We start from the raw sequence: 230 nt of genomic DNA, 5'->3' as shown, positions 1-230 counted from the left end.
ATCGTATTTCAACCCCGGCACAAACCAATGTGGGAGCTGTATCTACATAGCTTAGGGCAGACGCTGAAGCTGTGGCGAGGGAGCTTGCTCCCGCCCGTGACGAACCGACAGCTGACACCCCACGATCCAACTGTGGGAGCGGGCTTGCTCGCGAAGGCGGCCTAGCAGTCAACACAGTTGGATTGTGTACATATCCATTACTGCGGTAACGGCCACTTAGGGTTCCGCTC

At 57.0% G+C, this 230-nt stretch carries 1 protein-coding gene; it reads right to left on the bottom strand.

All coding sequences use genetic code 11. From position 1 onward, the window contains the following. Nucleotides 1-230: hypothetical protein (locus tag AAEY88_RS15745; protein WP_350563905.1), on the bottom strand; the 230-nt coding region annotated here is incomplete at both ends.

Source organism: Psychrobacter sp. CAL346-MNA-CIBAN-0220, from assembly GCF_040309805.1.
GTDB lineage: Bacteria > Pseudomonadota > Gammaproteobacteria > Pseudomonadales > Moraxellaceae > Psychrobacter.
Note: the sequence above shows the minus strand (reverse complement) of the source record. Positions and strands in the feature narration are given on the sequence as shown.